The organism is Streptomyces luteolus (assembly GCF_029968015.1).
Classification (GTDB): Bacteria; Actinomycetota; Actinomycetes; order Streptomycetales; family Streptomycetaceae; genus Streptomyces; species Streptomyces luteolus.
The window spans coordinates 1-16,487 of sequence record NZ_JASCIS010000005.1; the positions used below are offsets into that span (position 1 = coordinate 1).

Annotated in this window: 14 protein-coding genes and 2 riboswitches; of the genes, 4 read left to right on the forward strand and 10 right to left on the reverse strand. The window is 69.9% G+C overall.

The genetic code is table 11. From position 1 onward, the window contains the following. Positions 1 to 39: 39 nt before the first annotated feature. The 8 genes from QIT00_RS06015 to QIT00_RS06050 form a co-directional block, all read right to left on the reverse strand. Positions 40 to 1,287, reverse strand: coding sequence for an ABC transporter ATP-binding protein (locus tag QIT00_RS06015; RefSeq protein WP_282534045.1), 1,248 nt, complete (start codon positions 1,285 to 1,287; stop codon positions 40 to 42). A gap of 83 nt (positions 1,288 to 1,370) precedes the next feature. Continuing rightward, positions 1,371 to 2,471 carry an ABC transporter ATP-binding protein gene (locus QIT00_RS06020; RefSeq protein WP_282534046.1) on the reverse strand — a complete coding sequence of 367 codons (1,101 nt, stop codon included), beginning with the start codon at positions 2,469 to 2,471 and terminating at the stop codon, positions 1,371 to 1,373. Further along, positions 2,468 to 3,469: an ABC transporter permease gene (locus QIT00_RS06025; protein WP_282534047.1), complete on the reverse strand. Its 1,002-nt coding sequence runs from the start codon at positions 3,467 to 3,469 to the stop codon at positions 2,468 to 2,470. Before QIT00_RS06025 ends, QIT00_RS06020 begins: the two co-directional genes overlap by 4 nt. 113 nt (positions 3,470 to 3,582) lie before the next feature. Beyond that, entirely contained in the window at positions 3,583 to 5,346 is a 1,764-nt protein-coding gene (locus QIT00_RS06030) for an ABC transporter substrate-binding protein (protein ID WP_282534048.1), read from the reverse strand. Positions 5,347 to 5,448: 102 nt separating this feature from the next. Beyond that, the gene (locus QIT00_RS06035; protein ID WP_282534049.1) at positions 5,449 to 6,453 is read right to left on the reverse strand and encodes an ABC transporter permease; all 1,005 of its coding nucleotides are present in this window, start codon (positions 6,451 to 6,453) and stop codon (positions 5,449 to 5,451) included. Between the two features lie 408 nt (positions 6,454 to 6,861). Continuing rightward, entirely contained in the window at positions 6,862 to 7,638 is a 777-nt protein-coding gene (locus QIT00_RS06040) for an enhanced serine sensitivity protein SseB C-terminal domain-containing protein (RefSeq protein ID WP_282534050.1), read from the reverse strand. A gap of 188 nt (positions 7,639 to 7,826) precedes the next feature. After that, positions 7,827 to 8,708: an enhanced serine sensitivity protein SseB gene (locus QIT00_RS06045; protein WP_282534051.1), complete on the reverse strand. Its 882-nt coding sequence runs from the start codon at positions 8,706 to 8,708 to the stop codon at positions 7,827 to 7,829. A gap of 109 nt (positions 8,709 to 8,817) precedes the next feature. Continuing rightward, on the reverse strand, positions 8,818 to 9,462 hold the full coding sequence (locus QIT00_RS06050) for an AAA family ATPase (protein ID WP_408909732.1): 645 nt from the start codon (positions 9,460 to 9,462) through the stop codon (positions 8,818 to 8,820). A gap of 246 nt (positions 9,463 to 9,708) precedes the next feature. Further along, positions 9,709 to 9,803: riboswitch (glycine riboswitch) on the forward strand. Between the two features lie 159 nt (positions 9,804 to 9,962). Here QIT00_RS06050 and gcvT point away from each other — a divergent pair. The 4 genes from gcvT to QIT00_RS06070 all read left to right on the forward strand — a co-directional run bounded on the left by gcvT (position 9,963) and on the right by QIT00_RS06070 (position 14,362). Further along, positions 9,963 to 11,084 (forward strand): glycine cleavage system aminomethyltransferase GcvT, encoded by a 1,122-nt coding sequence (gcvT, locus tag QIT00_RS06055; protein ID WP_282534053.1) that lies wholly within the window; start codon positions 9,963 to 9,965, stop codon positions 11,082 to 11,084. A gap of 67 nt (positions 11,085 to 11,151) precedes the next feature. Beyond that, positions 11,152 to 11,529, forward strand: a complete 378-nt coding sequence (gcvH, locus tag QIT00_RS06060; RefSeq protein ID WP_282534054.1) for a glycine cleavage system protein GcvH — start codon at positions 11,152 to 11,154, stop codon at positions 11,527 to 11,529. A gap of 12 nt (positions 11,530 to 11,541) precedes the next feature. Beyond that, a complete protein-coding gene (gene glyA, locus QIT00_RS06065) occupies positions 11,542 to 12,804 on the forward strand; it encodes a serine hydroxymethyltransferase (RefSeq protein ID WP_282534055.1) in 1,263 nt (420 codons plus the stop codon). 187 nt (positions 12,805 to 12,991) lie between these two features. After that, complete coding sequence (locus QIT00_RS06070) at positions 12,992 to 14,362, forward strand: L-serine ammonia-lyase (protein ID WP_282534291.1); 1,371 nt, start codon at positions 12,992 to 12,994, stop codon at positions 14,360 to 14,362. Positions 14,363 to 14,468: 106 nt separating this feature from the next. Here the strand turns inward: QIT00_RS06070 and QIT00_RS06075 are convergent, their stop codons facing one another. Further along, on the reverse strand, positions 14,469 to 14,783 hold the full coding sequence (locus QIT00_RS06075; protein ID WP_282534056.1) for a DMT family transporter: 315 nt from the start codon (positions 14,781 to 14,783) through the stop codon (positions 14,469 to 14,471). A gap of 16 nt (positions 14,784 to 14,799) precedes the next feature. Continuing rightward, positions 14,800 to 14,859, reverse strand: a riboswitch (guanidine-III (ykkC-III) riboswitch). Positions 14,860 to 14,885: 26 nt separating this feature from the next. Continuing rightward, entirely contained in the window at positions 14,886 to 16,142 is a 1,257-nt protein-coding gene (gene thrS / locus QIT00_RS06080; protein WP_282534057.1) for a threonine--tRNA ligase, read from the reverse strand. Positions 16,143 to 16,487: the final 345 nt, after the last annotated feature.

The window sequence follows — 16,487 nt, forward strand, 5'->3', positions numbered from 1 at the left end:
GACTTTCGGGAAGGGGCGGGTAGGGGACAAGCTCCTCGGCTAGCCCTCGTCCGCCTCAGCCTTGGACGCCGACGACGACGCGCCCTCCGGAACCGCCCCCTCCGGAACCGCCTCCTCCGGGACCTCCACGCCCGCCGTTTCCGCGGCCGCCACCGCCGCGGTCAGCAGGACCGTGTCCTGCGGGGCCTGGTCCTCGGCGTTCTCCGGGTGGTGGCAGGCGACCTGGTGGCCCGTGGCCAGGGAGCGCATCGGGGGCTCGGCCGTCTTGCAGATCTGCGTCGCCTTCCAGCAGCGCGTGTGGAAGCGGCAGCCGCTCGGCGGGGCGATCGGGGACGGCACGTCGCCGCGGAGCAGGATGCGTTCGCTCTTCGCCGCGCGGCGCCGCGGGTCCGGCACCGGCACGGCCGAGAGCAGCGCCTTCGTGTACGGGTGCATCGGCGACTCGTACAGCGACTTGCGGTCCGCCAGCTCGACGATCTTGCCGAGGTACATCACCGCGATCCGGTCCGAGACGTGCCGGATGACCGACAGGTCGTGGGCGATGATCACGTAGGTGAGGCCGAGCTCTTCCTGGAGGTCGTCGAGGAGGTTGACGACCTGCGCCTGGATGGAGACGTCCAGGGCCGAGACCGGCTCGTCGGCGACGACCAGCTTCGGCTTGAGGGCCAACGCCCGTGCGATGCCGATGCGTTGGCGCTGACCGCCGGAGAATTCGTGCGGATAGCGGTTGTAGTGCTCGGGGTTGAGGCCGACCACCTCCAGGAGGCGCTGGACCTCCTTCTTGATGCCGCCCTCGGGCGTGACGCCCTGGAGCTTGAAGGGGGCCGAGACGATCGCGCCCACGGTGTGCCGGGGGTTCAGCGACGAGTACGGGTCCTGGAAGATCATCTGGACGTCGCGGCGCATCGGGCGCATCCCGCGCACGCCGAGGTGCGTGATGTCGCGGCCCTCGAACTCGACCGTGCCCGCGGTGGGTTCGAGCAGCCGCGTGATCAGCCGGCCCATGGTCGACTTGCCGCAGCCGGACTCGCCGACGACGCCCAGGGTTTCGCCCGAGCGGACATCGAAGTCGAGGCCGTCGACGGCCTTGACCGAGCCGACCTGCCGCTTCAGCACGCCCTTGCGGATCGGGAAGTGCTTCTGCAGGCCGGTGACCTTGAGCAGGACCTCGCCCGGCGCGGGATCCTTGCTCAGCACCGCGGAACCGGAACCGGAGTCGGCGCTCTGCTCGGGAATCGTCACGGGCGTGCCCTGCCCCTCGGGACGGTCTTCGCGGTTCTCGCGCATCTCGCGGAGTTCACTGTCTTCGCTTCGCTCTTCGCTTCGCTCTTCGCGTCGCGCTTCGGGTCGCTCTTCGCGTCGGTCTTCGCTCACAGCTTGGGCGCAATCTCTTCGGTCCAGATACGTTCCCGCTGCTCCGGGGAGAGGTGGCAGGCGCTCCAGTGGCCGCTGCCGGTCTCGGCCAGCTCGGGGCGCACCTCGCGGGTCACATTGCCCTTCGGCACGTCCGCGTACGGGCAGCGCGGGTTGAAGGCGCAGCCGGACGGGATGTTGATCAGCGAGGGCGGGGAGCCCTTGACCGGGATCAGACGCTCGGTCTGCTCCTTGTCGATCCGCGGCATCGAGCCCAACAGGCCCCAGGTGTAGGGGTGTTGGGGCTCGTAGAAGACCTTCTCCGCAGGGCCGCGCTCGACGCAGCGGCCGCCGTACATCACCAGGATGTTGTCGGCGAGCTCGGCGACGACGCCCAGGTCGTGGGTGATGACGATGACGGCGGAGCCGAACTCCTTCTGCAGATCGCGGATCAGGTCCAGGATCTGCGCCTGCACCGTCACGTCGAGCGCGGTGGTCGGCTCGTCGGCGATGAGGAGTTCGGGGTTGTTGACCAGCGACATCGCGATCATCGCGCGCTGCCGCATACCGCCGGAGAACTCGTGCGGGTAGGAGTCCACGCGCTTGTCGGGCTGCGGGATGCCGACCCGGTCGAGCATCTCGATCGCCCGCTTGCGCGCGGCCTTCTTGTCGACGTCGTGGTGGACGCGGTACGCCTCCACGATCTGCTTGCCGATCGAGTAGTACGGGTGCAGCGCGGAGAGCGGATCCTGGAAGATCATCGCCATCTCGCGGCCGCGCAGGCGGCGCACCTCGTCCGGGTCGGTGGTGAGCAGCTCCTGGCCGTCCAGCCAGATCTCGCCGGAGATCCGCGCCTTGCGCTTGCCGTACTGACCGGCGGTGTGCAGGCCCATGATGCCGAGCGAGGTGACGGACTTGCCGGAGCCGGACTCGCCCACGATGCCGAGGGTCTGCCCCTTCTCCAGCTGGAAGCTGAGGCCGTCGACGGACTTCACGAGGCCGTCGTCGGTGGGGAAGTGCACCTTCAGGTCGCGTACTTCGAGGAACGCGGAGGGTGCGGGAGAGTCGCTCGCGACCGGCTCGCCGACGGCGGCTCCGGTCTTCTTCAGGTCGCTCATCCGAGCCTCACTCGCGGGTCGATCACGGCGTACATCAGGTCTACGACGAGGTTGGCGAGGGCGATGGCGAGGGCCGTGCACAGCGTGACGCCGAGGATCATCGGCAGGTCCTTGCCCTCGATCGCCTTGACCGCCTCCTGGCCGAGGCCCGGCAGGTTGAAGGTGGTCTCGGTGAGGATGGCGCCGCCGATGAGGATGCCGAGGTCCAGGCCGAAGACGGTGAGGATCGGGGTCATCGTGGAGCGCAGGGCGTGCCGCCGGATGACCACGGGCTCGGTGACGCCCTTGGCGCGGGCGGTACGGATGTAGTCCTCGCCGAGCACTTCGAGCATGGTGGCGCGGGTGAGCCGTGCGTACATGGCGGCCTGGAGGAAGGCGAGCACGATCCAGGGCAGGATCATCGTCTCCACCCAGGTGCCGATCGAGTCGCCCGTGGTGAGCGAGTCGTCGAGGCTGAACCAGCCGAGGCTGTGGACGAAGACGCCCATCGCGATCATGCCGGTGAAGAAGATCGGCATGGAGACACCGCCGAGGGCGGTGATCATCGCGGCGCGGTCCCAGACGGTGCCCCGCTTCAGCGCGGAGACGACGCCGACCGTGACACCGCCGATGAGCCACAGGACGGCCGCACCGCCGGCGAGCGCGAGCGTGACGGGCAGGGCGTCCTTGACGGTCTCCCAGACGGGGAGTTCCGTACGGAACGAGTAGCCGAGGCAGGGCGCGCCACAGTGCGTGACGTCGTCACCGCTGCCGTAGTCCCGGCCGAGCGGGATGCCCTTGACGAACTCCCAGAACTGGACGAGCAGCGGATCGCTCAGGCCCAACTTCTGCCGGATGCCCTCCAGTTGCTCGGCGCCGGAGTTCTTGCCGGCGAAGAGCACGGCGATGTCCTGGCCCGACCACTTGGGCAGCATGTAGAAGATGACGAAGGTCGTCAGGAGGACGACCAGCACCATCACGAGGACGGCGCCCAGGCGCCGGATGAGATAAGCAAGCACTGTGCGCGGCCCGCCGGCGGCCGGATCTCCGGGTCGCGGAGCTCCGGCCGCCGACCGGGGCCATCACCTGCCCTTCGGACTGGCGGGGTTCGGCGGTTGGGAGGTGGTGGCTACTACTTCACGCCGAGCGAAATGTAGTCGTAGCGACCGCTGTAGGCGGCGGAGGTGTAGACGTTGGTCACCCTCGAACCGCGCCAGGTGATGTTCTTCTCCTGGAGGAACGGCATCCACACGGCCTGGTCGATCACGCGGTGGCTCAGGTCGGTGTAGATCTTCGCGGCGTCCTCGGGCGTCTCGGCCGCGATGGCGTCGTCGAACATCTTGTCGATCTTCGGGTCGGCGACCTGCGCCTCGTTGTAGTTGCCGTTCTCGAAGATGAAGCGGCTGTCCCAGAGCGGCTGGCCGAAGCCCTGGCCGGACGGGAAGTCCGGGCCCCAGCCGGCCATGATCATGCCGTAGCCGCGCTTCTCGACGACCGAGGGCGAGCCGGTGATGCTGGAGGACTCGGAGCCGACGATCGTGTCGACCTCCACCTTGATGCCGACCTTCGCGAGGTCCTGCTGCAGCTGCGTGGCCGCTTCCTTCTCGTGCGGCTGGTCGCTGCGCGCGCTGATCTTGGTGGAGAAGCCGTTCGGCTTGCCGCACTTCTTCAGCGCGTCCTTGGCCTTGGCGACGTCCGGCTTGCCCTTGCGCTCCAGGACGCCGTACGGGTCGTAGCTGGGGTCCGAGCCCGGGATCGACTTGGGCAGCGGGCTGACCGCGATCTCACCGGCGGCGAGCTTGCCGCCGCGGGTCTTCTGCAGCGCGGCGAAGTCCGTGCCGTAGAAGACGGCCTTGCGGCACTCCAGCTTGTCGAAGGGCTTCGTCTTCGTGACCAGGGCGACGTACCGGATGAAGTCCGTCTCCATGTTGTCGACGTTGTCCTTGTGGTCCTGCATGGCGCTGATACGGCCCGACTGGGTCATACCGGTGCCGTTCATGTCGATGTCGTACTTGCCCTCCATCAACTTCTTGTCGTTCTCCTCCTTGTTGGTGGAGAACGTCACCGTCACCTTGTCCGGCAGGGCCGGCCGGACCGGGTCGGAGGACTCGTTCCACTCGGCGTTGCGCACGAGCGTCAGGGACTTGCCGGGGCGGTACGACTCGAACTTGTACGGGCCGGAAGAGAACGGCATGTTCGCGTACTTGGCCTTGGTGTCCTTCTCCTGCTTCACGGGGGAGCCGGAGGGCATGGCCAGCATGTTCTCGAAGTCGCTGTTGGGCTTCGGGAGCTTGAAGACGATGGTCTGGTCGTCGGGCGTCTCGATCGCCTTCAGACCGAGCTTGTCCTTCGACTTGTCCTTGTACGGGCCCTCGTACTCACCCTTGGGGTCGAGCACGTTCTTCAGGTACGCGGGACCACCGGTGATGACCTCGGTCGCCCAGATGCGCTCGATGCCGTACTTGATGTCCTTGGAGGTCAGCTTCGAGCCGTCCTCCCAGGTCAGACCATCACGCAGCTTGTACGTGTAGGTCTTGCCGTCCTCGCTGATCTCGGCCTTTTCCTTGGCCAGGTCGGGGACCAGGTTGTTGGACGCCTCGCCCGGCTTGGTGTCGTACGTGACCAGGGTGCGCGTGTAGAAGCGCATGAAGTCCCAGGTCATGCCGTAGTAGGCGCGCTGCGGGTCGGCCGAGTCGATGGGCTGCTTCGCGATGAACCGCAGCGTGCCGCCCTTCTTCTTCGACGGGTTGGCGACCTTGTTGATGCCCGCGTTGTAGCCGGCACCCTTGCTGTCGTCCTCGGTGTCGCCGCCGCCACAGGCCGTGGTGGTCATCAGCGCCGCGACGACCAGGGCCGCACCTGCGGTGAACCTTCGTTTCGTGGAAGCTCTGGGCATTTGTCTCGCATCCTCCGAGATTCTCGGTCCTTGGCTCTGGCGGCCTAGGAGCCTTTGGGAAGAAGCCACCTGACGGTGCGGCAGGGGCAGGTCAGATGAGGGTCAACGGGTTCCCTTGGGGTCCAGGGCGTCGCGCAGCCCGTCGCCGAAGAGGTTGAAGGCAAGCACGGTCAGGAAGATCGCCAGACCGGGGAAGACCATGAACATCGGATCGTGCTCGTAGACCTGGAGCGCGTCCCTGAGCATGCCGCCCCAGGAGGCGGTCGGCGGTCGGACACCCACGCCGAGGAAGCTCAGGGCCGCTTCGGTGAGGATGTTGGTCGGGATCATCAGCGTGGTGTAGACGGTGATCGGCGCGACCAGGTTCGGCAGCAGTTCGCGGAAGAGGATGTGTCGCGATCCGCCGCCCAGGCTGCGCGCGGCCTCCACGTACTCCCGCTCGCGCAGGGACAGCGTCTGACCGCGCACGATGCGCCCGATGTACGGCCAGCCGAAGAGGCCGATCACCATGATCAGGGTGACGATGCGCACGCCGCTGCCGGAGAGGCCGAACAGGTCGTCAGGGAGCACCGAGACGAGGGCGATGATGAAGAGCAGCTGCGGGAAGGAGAGCAGCACGTCCATCACCCGGCTGATCAGGGCGTCCACCCAGCCGCCGAAGTACCCGGCGATGATGCCGAAGAGCGTGCCGAGGACGACGGCGACGAGGGCGGCGAGCACGGCGACCAGCATCGAGATGCGGGCGCCGTAGACGATCCGGCTGAACACGTCGCGGCCGGTGTTGGGTTCGACGCCGAAGAGGAAGTCTCCGCTGATGCCGCCGAGCACGCCCTTGGGCAGGTTGGTGAGGTCTTCCAGCTGATCCAGGTTGCCCTCGTTCGGCGGGTGGCCGAGGAGGCCGACGATCACCGGGGCGAAGACGCTCACCACGACCAGGAGCACGACAACGATGCCACCGGCCAGGGCGACCTTGTCCTGCTTCAGGCGGTTCCAGGCGATCTGCTTGAGGGAGCGCCCTTCGACCTTCTTGGCCCCGGACCCGTCCGCGGCCTCGACGGGCGCGGCCTTCGCCACGTCCGTGGGTGTGTCATGCATTGGCGCCGTCATCGTGGCAGGGACCCCTCTCAACCGGTGGTGACCGGCCCACACTTGCCGCTGTAGCGACTGGTTCGTATGCGTGGCGCAAGCGGCACCGGCCCTCGGGCCGGCTTGGTCTGGCAGCTCGCACACAGGCCCGAAAGGCCGTACATCCGGGGAGTCTTCAATGTGGTCGCGATCACCCGCCAGCCCTGGCCGTGAATGGATGCGCAACCGTGATGTGGCCAGCGGGCTTCCGTTATGCGAACGCGGTGCGCGGCCGCGCGGGGGTGCGAATGAGGGTCAACTTGACGTAAGTGGACGTAAGTTGTGGGCCGTCCCACTACGCGAGCCGACACGGGGGCCAGCCCCCGGGCCCCCCGCTCCTCAATCGCCGGAGGGGCTCAATTTTGAGCCCCTCCGGCGATTGAGGAGGCGTCAGTACGCGCCCTGCTGCGGGTAGCCGTAGCCCGCGCCGCCCGGGGCCACGTGGGCCTCTCTGTCGTAGAACGGGCGGGAGTTGGCGCGGAGCCACATCGCGACCGGGTCGTACTCGTCGGAGAGCGCGACCGTCGAGACGGGCAGGCCCTCCGGCACCGCCGCGATCGACTGCTGCATCATCGCCCGCACCGCGTCGACGGACGCCGCGTCCGTGCCGTACACATCCAGGCCGATCGCCAGATAAGGGGCGCCGAACGCGGGCTGCACCCAGGCCCGGCGCAGCGAGCGGACCACCGGCGTGCGGTGGGCGTTCTGGGTGAGATGGGCGTAGAACTGCGGGATCTCCACGGCCGGTTCGGACAGCCGCAGAGGGCCGGCGGGGGCCTTGTCCAGGCCGGTCGCGACGCGCCGCAGGTCCAGCCACGGAATGCCGACGCCGCCGCCGGGCGCGTGCGGGTTGAGCCAGAGTCCGTACTGGTCGGGGAAGAGCGTGCGAGCCACGTCGACGCCTGCGACGACCTCGTGCGCACGGTTCCAGCCGGAGGCGGCGAGCTCCTGCGCGGAGGTCACACAGGGGGCGTAGCCGAAGCCCTCCACGTCCATGTTCCCGTACTGCGCGTCCGGGGATCCGGCCTGGCCGTGCCAGAGGAGCATCCACACCCGGCCCTCGGCGATCGCGCCGAGCAGCGCTTCGTAGGCGTCGTACCGCCCGGGTGTGACCTGGCGCAGCAGGTGCTCGACATGCCCGACCGCAGCCGTGCCCGACGCACTCACTAGTTGACCGCCCCTTCGCCCCGTACGCATCGACTGCCGTCCCCGACTTCTCCCGACCCGGGCACCCGGGCCGCGCTGGGGACACCCGGGTCATCAAACCAGCTTATGCGGCGCGGTTCGCAGCGGCGCTCCACAGCCGGAAATCCCGCCCACAACCCGCCCACAAGAGGAATACGGTGCTCCGCCCGTCAGTGGCCGTCGGTGTGGAACGGCCGCGTCTTCTCCCGCATCCAGTCCGCCACCGGGTCCTGGGTGACGTCAAGGAGGACCAGGTTCACCGGCCACGCCACCGGCACGCGGCCGAGCGCACGGCCGAGCGCGTCCATCGGCGGATTCCTCCCCCAAGCTCTCGACTCCGCTCGACCAGGGGGGACCCCCATGCTGCCCTCCCAGTTCGACAGCTCGACGCCGACGAACAGCACCGGGCTCCCGCCCTCGATGCTCGCGAGGCAGCGGCGCGCGCTGTGCACCACGCCCGTGGCGGCGAACTCCTCGCCCGCGGCGGCCAGGAAGTCCACCGGGTCGTCCTGCCAGTCCGGCTCGAACAGCCGGACCCGGCCGCCGGTCGTCGGCCCGTCCAGCTCGGTGCGGCCGGTGCGGCACAGCTCCGCCACCGCGGGCGGCGGCAGCGGCACCCCGACCGCGCCCTCGGGGTTCACGGCGATGCCGAGCAGCGGCGGAAGGCCGCGGGCGAACTCCACGGCGGGCGCGACGGTGTACGGCATGTGCTCACCGGCGACCCGGCGCAGCTGTTCCTCGGAGCTGAAGACCGGTACGTAGGCGGCGCCGCCGATGTCCATCGTGGGCAGGTCCAGGTTCGGGCTGTCCTGGCTGCCGCCGTTCGGCAGCGGGACCCAGACGCGGCTGCGGCCGAGCACTTGCAGGATCCGGCCGCCCGCCGACGCGGGACCGGGCTCGGCACCGGCGCCGAGCGAGGCCGCGAGGACCTCCTCCAGCTCGTTCGCGGGCCAGCCTCCGTACGGATGCCCCTGAGGTCCCTGAGGATCCTGCGACCCCTGAGGCCCCTGCGACCCCTGAGGTCCCTGCGCATCCTGTCCCGGAATGTCCATCTCGTACCTCTGCCGCCCTGCTTCACCTGCGCGTCCGCACCTGCGTCCCCGACCCTAGCTGTTCGGGTTGGGGCGGCGCGGAGCCGTCCACGGGCGCTCCCGGCGGTGGTCAGCGCCCGAAGCCGATCCCCCGCAGCCGGTCCGCCGCGTCCCGGTCAAGCAGCACCGCCGAGGCGCAGCCCGCCGGGATACGGCCCCGCTCCGCGTCCCGGACCAGGCGGCCGACGGCTCTGCGGTGCCGCGCGAAGGCGTACCGCGAGACGCCGCGACCGCGCTCGCGCTGGCCGGCTAGGGCCGTGTCCGGGTCGACGTCGAGCAGCAGCAGATGCAGACCGCGGCCGCGGCGCAGCGCCTCGCGGGCGAGCCAGCGGCGCACCCAGGACTGCGTACCGCAGTCGTGCACGACGACGCTCGCGCCGGAGCGCAGGGCGCGGCGCAGACCGGCGTAGTGCGCGATCCGGACCAGGGGGCGGTACAGCGCGTACGGCAGGAAGCCGGGCATGCGGCGGGCCCAGCGGTCGCGGGCGTTCTGGGAGTCGAACCGGGGCGAGGCCACCACGCGGTCGATCAGCGTCGTCTTGCCACTGCCGGGCAGGCCCGAGACCACGACGAGGTCGCCCGCGCCGAAGCACAGCTGCCGCGGCGCCCGCCCCGCGCGGTCCCGCAGGTCACGGACCACGGGCGCGGGACCGAGCGCCTCCGCCGCCGCAGCGCCCGGCTGCTCGGGCACCGCGACACCACTCGTCGCGGTCATCGCCGGATACGCGCTGGCCTTGTGCACCGTGATCGTCCTCCCCGTTCGGTCACGCGACTCTTCCCCGCCCACTGTAAAGAGACGGTAATGCGGCACAAGCGGATTACCCCATTACCTGTGTCACCACCCTCGCCCACCTGTGACCTGGCCGTCGCCGTGCACCGGCCCGGTCACAGATCCGCAGCGGCCCGCTCCGCGCGGCCGCGGGCGTGCAATGATGTGCGGGCCAACTCCATACCGGCCGCTTGAATCCGCGCGGGAGAGCCCCCAGCCAGCATCGGGGCGCCGAAGGAGCAAGATCCTCCCTTGAATCTCTCAGGCCCAGTTACCGCGCGGGCGAGGCAGATCTGAAAAGCGAGCCGCGCTGCGTGGCTCCACCCAAGGTGCAAGCCGGGCTCCCGGCGAACCTCTCAGGTTGTGAATCCCCGGTTGTGAAACCGCGGGTTCCGATGACAGATGGGGAGGACGACCTCGCCAGTCATGCCCCGGGAGCCACACACATGAGCCAATCCGTATCGCCGCGCCGTACGGCGCTCGACGCGCTGCACCGTTCGCTCGGCGCGACCATGACCGACTTCGCGGGCTGGGACATGCCGCTGCGCTACGGAAGCGAGCGCGACGAGCACAACGCCGTCCGCACCGCCGCCGGCCTCTTCGACCTCTCCCACATGGGCGAGATCACCGTCACCGGCGTGCAGGCCGCGGACCTCCTCGACCACGCCCTCGTCGGCAACATGGGCTCCATCAAGCCCGGCCGCGCCCGCTACACCATGATCTGCCGCGAGGACGGCGGCATCCTCGACGACCTGATCGTCTACCGCCTGGAGGCCGACACCTACATGGTCGTCGCCAACGCCTCCAACGCCCAGACCGTCCTGGACGCCCTCGCCGAGCGCGCCGCCGGCTTCGACGCCGAGGTCCGCGACGACCGCGAGGCGTACGCGCTGCTCGCCGTGCAGGGCCCGCACTCCCCCGCGATCCTCAAGTCGGTCACGGACGCCGACCTCGACGGCCTGAAGTACTACGCGGGCCTGCCCGGCACCGTCGCGGGAGCCCCCGCCCTGATCGCCCGCACCGGCTACACCGGCGAGGACGGCTTCGAGCTGTTCCTCGCGCCCGAGCACGCCGAGCAGGTCTGGCTGGCGCTCACCGAGGCCGGCCAGGAGTACGGCCTCGTCCCGGCCGGCCTGTCCTGCCGCGACACCCTGCGCCTGGAGGCGGGCATGCCGCTGTACGGGCACGAGCTCAGCACCGCCCTGACGCCGTTCGACGCCGGGCTCGGCCGCGTCGTGAAGTTCGAGAAGACCGGTGACTTCGTGGGGCGGGGCCCCCTCGCGGAGGCCGCCGAGCGCGCCGAGAAGAACCCGCCGCGCAAGCTCGTCGGCCTGATCGCCGAGGGCCGCCGGGTGCCCCGCGCCGGCATGGCTGTGGTCGCCGACGGCGAGGTCATCGGCGAGGTCACCTCCGGCGCCCCGTCCCCGACCCTCGGCAAGCCGATCGCGATGGCGTACGTCGACGCCGCGCACGCCGAGCCCGGCAGCAAGGGCGTCGGCGTGGACATCCGCGGCACCCACGAGCCGTACGAGGTCGTGGCGCTGCCCTTCTACCAGCGGCAGAAGTGACACACCCGCTCCGCACTCCCCTCCCCTCGTCCCTCAGCACTCCCCCGCGTACAGGAGAATCCAGGCCATGAGCAACCCCAAGGAACTGCGTTACAGCAAGGAACACGAGTGGCTGTCCCCGGCCGCCGACGGTGTGTCCACGATCGGCATCACCGAGCACGCCGCGAACGCCCTCGGCGACGTGGTCTTCGTCGAGCTGCCCGAGGTCGGCGCGACCGTGACCGCCGGCGAGACCTGCGGCGAGCTGGAGTCGACCAAGTCGGTCAGCGAGCTGTACTCGCCGGTCACCGGTGAGGTCGTCGAGGCCAACGAGGACGTCGTGAACGACCCGTCGCTCGTCAACTCGGCCCCGTTCGAGGGCGGTTGGCTCTTCAAGGTCCGCGTCTCCGAGGAGCAGCAGGACCTGATGTCCGCCGACGAGTACACCGAGTTCTCCGGAAGCTGAGGCGCCGTACCCATGTCTGTGCTGAACACCCCTCTCCACGAGCTCGACCCCGACGTCGCCGCCGCCGTCGACGCCGAGCTGCACCGCCAGCAGTCCACCCTCGAAATGATCGCCTCGGAGAACTTCGCTCCGGTCGCCGTCATGGAGGCGCAGGGCACCGTCCTCACCAACAAGTACGCCGAGGGCTACCCGGGCCGCCGCTACTACGGCGGCTGCGAGCACGTCGACGTCACCGAGCAGATCGCGATCGACCGGATCAAGGACCTGTTCGGCGCCGAGTACGCCAACGTCCAGCCGCACTCCGGCGCCTCCGCCAACCAGGCCGCCCTCTTCGCGATCGCCCAGCCCGGCGACACGATCCTCGGCCTCGACCTGGCGCACGGCGGGCACCTCACCCACGGCATGCGCCTGAACTTCTCCGGCAAGCAGTTCAACGTGGTCGCGTACCACGTGGACGAGGCCGGTCTGGTCGACATGGCCGAGGTCGAGCGCCTCGCCAAGGAGAACCGGCCGCAGGTGATCATCGCCGGCTGGTCCGCCTACCCGCGCCACCTCGACTTCGCCGAGTTCCGCCGGATCGCCGACGAGGTCGGCGCGAAGCTGTGGGTCGACATGGCGCACTTCGCCGGTCTCGTCGCCGCCGGACTGCACCCCAACCCGGTGCCGTACGCGGACGTGGTGACCTCCACCACGCACAAGACGCTCGGCGGCCCGCGCGGCGGCGTCATCCTTGCCCGCACCAAGGACTTCGCCAAGAAGCTCAACTCCGCGGTCTTCCCCGGCTTCCAGGGCGGCCCCCTGGAGCACGTGATCGCCGCCAAGGCCGTCTCGTTCAAGGTCGCGGCGAGCGAGGACTTCAAGGAGCGCCAGCAGCGCACCCTGGACGGCGCCCGCATCCTGGCCGAGCGTCTCGTCCAGGACGACGCCAAGGCCGTCGGCGTCGACGTCCTCTCCGGCGGCACCGACGTGCACCTGGTCCTCGTCGACCTGCGCAACTCCGAGCTCGACGGGCAGCAGGCCGAGGACCGCCTCCACGCGGTCGGCATCACGGTCAACCGCAACGCCGTCCCGAACGACCCGCGGCCCCCGATGGTCACCTCCGGCCTGCGGATCGGCACCCCGGCGCTCGCCACGCGCGGCTTCGGGGCCGAGGACTTCCGCGAGGTCGCCGACATCATCGCCGAGGCGCTCAAGCCGGACTTCGACGCCGAGTCGCTCAAGGCCCGCGTGACCGCCCTCGCCGAGAAGCACCCGCTCTACCCCGGCCTGAAGTAAACCGGGACTATTTCGTACCCTTTAGTTCGTACGTACGAAAGGTCGGGGCACCCCGCACACTGGACAGTGGCAGTGAGCGAGGTGCCCCGCACCGCGTCCACGTTCCCCGCACGTCCTGCACCGCCCTTGTTTCTCTGCGTCACCCCGGCAGACAACGGCGTCTACCAAACACCCCTTGGAGTTCCCCGTGGCCATCTCGGTCTTCGACCTGTTCTCGATCGGCATCGGCCCGTCCAGCTCCCACACGGTGGGCCCGATGCGCGCCGCCCGGATGTTCGCCCGCCGCCTCAAGAACGAGGGCCTGCTCGCCCACACCACCGCCGTCCGCGCCGAACTCTTCGGCTCCCTCGGCGCCACCGGCCACGGCCACGGCACCCCCAAGGCCGTCCTCCTCGGCCTGGAGGGCGACTCCCCGCGCACCGTCGACGTGGAGAGCGCCGACGACCGCTTCGAGCACATCAAGCAGAGCGGCCGCATCAACCTCCTCGGCGCCCACGAGATCGGCTTCGACTTCGACGAAGACCTGATCCTGCACCGCCGCAAGGCCCTGCCGTACCACGCCAACGGCATGACGATCCACGCGTACGACAACGAGGGCGCCCTCGTCCTGGAGAAGACGTACTACTCCGTGGGCGGCGGATTCGTCGTCGACGACGATGCCGTGGCGGGCGAGAACCCGATCGTCCCCGAGGACACCGTCCTCAAGTACCCCTTCCGCACCGGCGACGAACTGCTCCGCCTCGCGAACGAGACCGGCCTGTCCATCTCCGCCCTCATGCTGGAGAACGAGAAGGCCTGGCGCACCGAGGACGAGATCCGCGAGGGCCTCCTCGACATCTGGCGCGTCATGCAGTCCTGCGTCTCCCGCGGCATGTCCCGCGAAGGCATCCTCCCCGGCGGCCTCAAGGTCCGCCGCCGCGCCGCGAACAGCGCCCGCAAGCTGCGCTCCGAGGGCGACCCGGCCGCCCTCGCCATGGAGTGGATCACCCTCTACGCCATGGCCGTGAACGAGGAGAACGCCGCGGGCGGCCGCGTCGTCACCGCCCCCACCAACGGCGCCGCCGGCATCATCCCCGCCGTCCTGCACTACTACATGAACTTCGTGCCCGGAGCCGACGAAGAGGGCGTCGTACGCTTCCTCCTCGCCGCCGGCGCCATCGGCATGCTCTTCAAGGAGAACGCCTCCATCTCCGGCGCCGAGGTCGGCTGCCAGGGCGAGGTCGGCTCCGCCTGCTCCATGGCCGCGGGCGCCCTCGCCGAGGTCCTCGGCTGCTCCCCCGAGCAGGTCGAGAACGCCGCCGAGATCGGCATGGAGCACAACCTCGGCCTCACCTGCGACCCCGTCGGCGGCCTCGTCCAGATCCCCTGCATCGAGCGCAACGGCATGGCCGCCGTGAAGGCCGTCACCGCCGCCAAGATGGCCATGCGCGGCGACGGCTCCCACAAGGTCTCCCTCGACAAGGTCATCAAGACCATGCGGGACACCGGCGCCGACATGTCCGTCAAGTACAAGGAGACCGCGCGCGGCGGACTCGCGGTGAACATCATCGAGTGCTGAGACAGCCGGCCGTACGAAGAGGGCGCCGTGGTCGTTCGACCACGGCGCCCTCTTCGTACGTATCGACCCCTCGTCGTACGTACGTCGTACGTATCGACAGGCCCGCTCAGTGCAGCGCCTTGAGGCCGATCACACAGCCCACGATCCCCGCGAGCAGCAGCAGCTTCAGCAACGACACCGGCTCACCGCCGAACACCATCCCGTACACGACGGTCAGCACCGCGCCGATGCCCACCCACACCGCGTACCCCGTGCCCACCGGCAGCGTGCGCAGCGCGAAGGCCAGGCCGGCCATGCTCAGGACGAGACCCACACCGAAGACCACGGTGGGCGCGAGACGACTGAACCCCTCGGACTTGCCGAGCGCGGTCGCCCAGACGGCCTCGAGGACACCGGAGACGACAAGAACGATCCAAGCCATGACGGAACGGCTCCCTTCGGCGCCGTCGTCGATACCGGGTACGGCGCACCTCGTCCGGGAGCCGGTCGGGCTCTGCCTCCAGAATCGCACAACCCGCGCAGGTCAGAGCGGTGACTCCGACCACAGCGCCCCGCTCCGCGCCCGCACACCGGCCCCGATCCCCGCCAGCGCCTCCGCCACCGGCAACGGCTCCAGCCGGCGCCCACCCCGCAACCGCAACGCCACCCGCCCGTCCACCGCCTCCTCGGGCCCGATCACCGCCTGATACGGCACAAGGCGTGCCGCCCTGATCCGCGCCCCCAGACTCCCCCGCTCCGGCCCGACGAGCTCCGCCCGCAGCCCGGCCCGCACGAACCGCTCCACGCACCGCTCCGCCTCGGGCACCTGCGCCTGGGACAGCGGCACCACCGCCACCTGCAACGGCGCCAGCCACGCCGGAAACGCACCCCCGTACACCTCGATCAGCCGCGCCACCAACCGCTCCACGCTCCCGACGACGCTCCGGTGCACCATCACCGGCCGGTGCCGCGCCCCGTCCGCCCCCACGTACTCCAGGCCGAAACGCTCCGGCTGGTGGAAGTCGACCTGCACGGTCGACAGGGTCGACTCCCGCCCCGCGCGGTCCACGATCTGCACATCGATCTTCGGCCCGTAGAACGCCGCCTCCCCCTCGACCGCCTCGTACGGCAGCCCCTCCGCGTCCAGCACCTCGGTCAGCAGCGCCGCCGCCCGCTCCCACATCGCCGGGCCGGCCACGTACTTCCCGCCCGCGCCCGGCAGCGACAGGCGGTACCGCGCCGCCTCGATACCCAGGTCCGCGTACGCCCGCCGGATCAGCCGCAGCGCGGCGCGCGCCTCGTCGGCGGCCTGGTCGAGAGTGCAGAACACATGCGCGTCGTTCAGCTGGATCGCCCGCACCCGGGTGAGCCCGCCGAGCACACCGGACAGCTCCGCGCGGTACATCCCGCCCAACTCGGCCACACGCAGAGGCAGTTCACGGTAGCTGTGGGCGCGGGAGCGGTAGATGAGGGCGTGGTGCGGACAGAGGCTGGGCCGCAGCACGACCTCCTCGCCGTCCGCGCCCGGGCCGAGGTGCATAGGCGGGAACATGTCGTCGCTGTAGTGCGACCAGTGCCCCGAGATCTCGTACAGCTCACGCTTGCCGAGCACGGGCGAGTACACATGCCGATACCCGGCGAGCCGCTCCAACTCCCTCACATACTCCTCCACTTCATGCCGGATCACGGCGCCGTCGGGCAGCCAGTACGGCAGGCCCGCGCCCATCAGCGGGTCGGTGTCGAAGAGGTCGAGGGCGCGGCCGAGGCGCCGGTGGTCGTGCTGTTCGGGGGCGGGGTTCATGGCTGGTCTCCTCGCTGAGACAGGCGAGCGAGTGACCACACGGCGAAGCCCCGGGGCACTCGCCCGGGGCTTGGACTTGCGGTGGTGGATCAGCAGTCAGCGCGCCGGGACGGTGTCCGGCGTCGTCGTGGAACGCATCGCGTGCTGCGGTACGGCTGGCTGCATGTTCCTACGGTAAGCAGCTCGGGCGAGGGCGCCGCAACCGATTATCCGCTGCGCTGACTGCCGTAGCCCGCCTTCCCGTTGTGTCCGGCTTGTGGATGCCATGGGCGGACCTTTCACGCTTTCCGCCCCTGCCGCGCGTACGGGTTTCGCCCCCTCCACGGCCGGGCACGTCACAGACCC

Coding starts and splice junctions, on each gene's coding strand:
- glyA (WP_282534055.1), top strand. CDS start 11,542: ATGTCTGTGCTGAACACCCCTCTCCACGAGCTCGACCCCGACGTCGCC.
- gcvH (WP_282534054.1), top strand. CDS start 11,152: ATGAGCAACCCCAAGGAACTGCGTTACAGCAAGGAACACGAGTGGCTG.
- QIT00_RS06030 (WP_282534048.1), bottom strand. CDS start 5,346: ATGCCCAGAGCTTCCACGAAACGAAGGTTCACCGCAGGTGCGGCCCTG.
- gcvT (WP_282534053.1), top strand. CDS start 9,963: ATGAGCCAATCCGTATCGCCGCGCCGTACGGCGCTCGACGCGCTGCAC.
- QIT00_RS06045 (WP_282534051.1), bottom strand. CDS start 8,708: ATGGACATTCCGGGACAGGATGCGCAGGGACCTCAGGGGTCGCAGGGG.
- QIT00_RS06075 (WP_282534056.1), bottom strand. CDS start 14,783: ATGGCTTGGATCGTTCTTGTCGTCTCCGGTGTCCTCGAGGCCGTCTGG.
- thrS (WP_282534057.1), bottom strand. CDS start 16,142: ATGAACCCCGCCCCCGAACAGCACGACCACCGGCGCCTCGGCCGCGCC.
- QIT00_RS06035 (WP_282534049.1), bottom strand. CDS start 6,453: ATGACGGCGCCAATGCATGACACACCCACGGACGTGGCGAAGGCCGCG.
- QIT00_RS06015 (WP_282534045.1), bottom strand. CDS start 1,287: ATGCGCGAGAACCGCGAAGACCGTCCCGAGGGGCAGGGCACGCCCGTG.
- QIT00_RS06050 (WP_408909732.1), bottom strand. CDS start 9,462: ATGACCGCGACGAGTGGTGTCGCGGTGCCCGAGCAGCCGGGCGCTGCG.
- QIT00_RS06020 (WP_282534046.1), bottom strand. CDS start 2,471: ATGAGCGACCTGAAGAAGACCGGAGCCGCCGTCGGCGAGCCGGTCGCG.